At 45.0% G+C, this 2902-nt stretch carries 5 protein-coding genes and 1 pseudogene; all 6 read left to right on the top strand.

The features are described from left to right. Window positions 1-199: pseudogene (locus H6G26_RS40450) on the top strand (hypothetical protein); the annotation flags it as partial. A gap of 145 nt (window positions 200-344) precedes the next feature. Next, window positions 345-1007 carry a hypothetical protein gene (locus H6G26_RS40445; protein ID WP_190737620.1) on the top strand — a complete coding sequence of 221 codons (663 nt, stop codon included), beginning with the start codon at window positions 345-347 and terminating at the stop codon, window positions 1005-1007. Window positions 1008-1074: 67 nt separating this feature from the next. Next, a complete protein-coding gene (locus H6G26_RS40440) occupies window positions 1075-1278 on the top strand; it encodes a hypothetical protein (RefSeq protein WP_190737618.1) in 204 nt (67 codons plus the stop codon). After that, the gene (locus H6G26_RS40435) at window positions 1275-1976 is read left to right on the top strand and encodes a hypothetical protein (RefSeq protein WP_190737616.1); all 702 of its coding nucleotides are present in this window, start codon (window positions 1275-1277) and stop codon (window positions 1974-1976) included. Before H6G26_RS40440 ends, H6G26_RS40435 begins: the two co-directional genes overlap by 4 nt. Continuing rightward, the gene (locus H6G26_RS40430; RefSeq protein ID WP_190737614.1) at window positions 1964-2563 is read left to right on the top strand and encodes an alpha-ketoglutarate-dependent dioxygenase AlkB; all 600 of its coding nucleotides are present in this window, start codon (window positions 1964-1966) and stop codon (window positions 2561-2563) included. The genes H6G26_RS40435 and H6G26_RS40430 overlap by 13 nt, the downstream gene beginning before the upstream one ends. Before the next feature lie 117 nt (window positions 2564-2680). Then, on the top strand, window positions 2681-2902 hold a 222-nt coding region (locus H6G26_RS40425), incomplete at its 3' end, for a helix-turn-helix domain-containing protein (protein ID WP_242054379.1).

The following is a 2902-nucleotide window of genomic DNA, read 5'->3' as shown; positions in this document are numbered from 1 at the left end:
CCCACAATTAGGCGATCGCCAAGAAACGCGATTGGTTAATGGTGTGCAACAGCCCATCTACGTCTACGCTTGTCACGAGCCGACTGTTGCGGCTGGGTTGACCAAAGCTGTAGAAGAATTTTTCGCTCACCCAAGCCCTGGTGCAGCGCTAAGAATTGCGGGGGCTTTTACTAATAAGAAGGAAAAAGTATCAGTTTAATAACCATTAATCTTCAATTATTCAGTTACCCGAATTTTGAGTGCTACTGGCTACGAAGCTGATACTGACCTGAGATAATAAGCTTATTAAGAATTGTAACATTTGATAACGACACAAACAATAATTCATCTTGATGGATAGGTTAATGACGCGATTTCAAGACCCAAAAGCAGCAGCACTCGCACAACAGATCGACCAAATAAATACAACCGGTTGGGAGTCTGCGTGTGACCTTGCACAACAACAACACGTAGTAAAAGGCGGATTATCCCCAGTAGAAGCAGTATTGCGTTTCGATATGTTCCGAAAAGGAGCGCAAGATACACAGGGTAAACGACAAGCAATTTGGGCAGAACAAATAAGCCAAGGTATCAGTGGCATCGAGTGGTACACCGTTGAGTACGGCGGCATGGCGTTAGAACTTCCCCGACTGTGTGAGGAGTTAACGCTCGTTCCTGGTGATAAAGAAATTTTGATGAATTCCAAGTCGGTGGCCCTCGACTTCCTTGCACATTGGAACCTCGCCTTCAAGCTGTGGCGTTACAACCGCGAAACAGAATCGCGCTGGCTTTCCTCTCGCTGGAGCCAGTTTTACGCCGAATACATGAGCCGAGAATGGTTGGAAATATGGGCTGAGGATGAGGTTTACCAGATTCTTTTACCAGATGGAACATTTCAGGATAAGCCCACATTCGCCATCAACGCTTGCTGTTGCTGGGGTAATCCTTTAGCAGTCCACCGCACCACTGCATACTCTGATTCTGGCTCAAGCTGGTTTCAATGGAATAATTTTACCCCGTGGAGATAAAAGCGATCGCTATTTGTTCAATAGCAATCGCCACGTTAAACACTTTTTCATATTTGGCATAACCAACATGAGAGTCATTGTTACAGTCACCGAAAAAATTATTAGTGAAGCTCACATCAATATTCCCGATGAGCTTTCAGAAGCAGACATTAGGCAGCATATTGTAGACCGCTATAACAGTGGCGAGATGCTGACTGATATGAACATTTTTCAAGTGGATTTTGAATCAATCAGCGCTCTTGTTATTAAACAAGCGGGAGAGAACTTATGACTGTTGCACAACTGCTGGCACCACAACCGTACTCTCCTAAATCTACAGGAGAAGCTGTTGGCAGACATTCATTGAACTTTTACGAGTCTCCTTCATGGTTTACTACGGAATTACTACGCCATGTGAAAGTGTCTGGTGTCATTGGTGAGCCGTGTGTAGGGCATAGAGCGATCGCATCTTTACTCAAAGCCTGGCCATACACCAAGCAAATGTGGACAAACGATATTGATCCACATAAATCGGCTGATTACCAAATGGACGCAACACTATCCGAGTCATGGGCTAAGTTTCCCGATTCTGACTGGATCTGCACCAATCCACCATTTTCAGAGTTTGCTGCACCAATTATCAAGAATGCCTACCAGAAAGCACGTATCGGTGTGGCTGCATTCCTTCTAACCAGCTTTCTCGAACCCTGTGATGATCGGGCTGATTTCTTACAGCAGCACCCGCCGTCACTTGTAATCATCATGCCGCGCTTCTGTTTTCGCAAGGATAAACGGGGTAGTCGTTGGGCTACCGATAACGTTACCATCTCGTGCTTTGTCTGGGACAAACGCGCAACAGGGCAGCAAATTATTGTGCGTCCCAAATCTCAAATCGTTGGGTTTTACAAGAATCCAGAACAGGCTATTTCACAAGAACGGGCAGAAGAAATTGTTCAAGCGATTGCCAAAGGAGAATTATGCAACAACTAACTTTATTTCCCGAATCTGTTCCTACTTTACCAGTCAACTATTATCCAGAATTTCTGAACAAGGAAGAAGCCGACGAACTCTACCAACATTGCCAAGAACTGCAATGGCAGCAAAACACAATCAGAATGCTGGGTAAAACGATGCCTGTTCCGCGCTTAGAGTGCATTTACGGCGATGAAGGCTGTGACTACCTCTACTCCAAGAGCGTACTACTTAAACCACTGCCTTGGACTTCATCGCTAGCCCAACTGCGAGATAGGATTACTGCTGCTACTGGCTACAGCTTCCGCATTGTCATCGGCAATCAATATAGGAGCGGACAAGACAGTATCGGCTGGCATAACGACAGTGAAGCTTCGATGGCATTTAACCCAGCGATCGCATCCATCAGTCTGGGTTCAGTGAGGAAATTCCAAATCAAGCCCATTGGGGGTAAGCCTACTGACTTTTGGCTGGAGCATGGGAGTCTGTTGGTGATGCTTCCAGGCTGTCAGAGTACTCATCTGCATCAAGTTCCGAAGACCAATAAGGTGGTTAGTACACGGATTAATCTAACTTTTCGACCGCACGTAGGGGGCAGGAAATGAGCAAATTCATAATTTGTATGAACAATACCAGTATCAACGCTTAATTGGTGAATGGTTTTCTTTTTCTGATGCGGATGTTGAACAACTAAGTTTAGGCATGAAACGGAGGTATAACGTATGAATACAACAAGTGATCGCAAAGAGTTTTTACCCGTTGTTCCATCTTACTTTGATGAGTACGGGCTGGAGCCAATGGAATATCGTTTATATTCCCACATCGTCAGACGTGCTGGTAAAAACAGCTGCTTTGAATCTATCCCTAACATGGCTCGAAGCTGCTTGATGAATGAAAAAACTGTCCGAAAATCATTGCGGGTTTTAGTTGCTGCCAGATTAATC

The organism is Nostoc sp. FACHB-888, from assembly GCF_014696655.1.
GTDB lineage: Bacteria > Cyanobacteriota > Cyanobacteriia > Cyanobacteriales > Nostocaceae > Nostoc.
The sequence above is the reverse complement of the archived record's forward strand: the minus strand, read 5'-3'. Positions and strand labels throughout refer to the sequence as shown.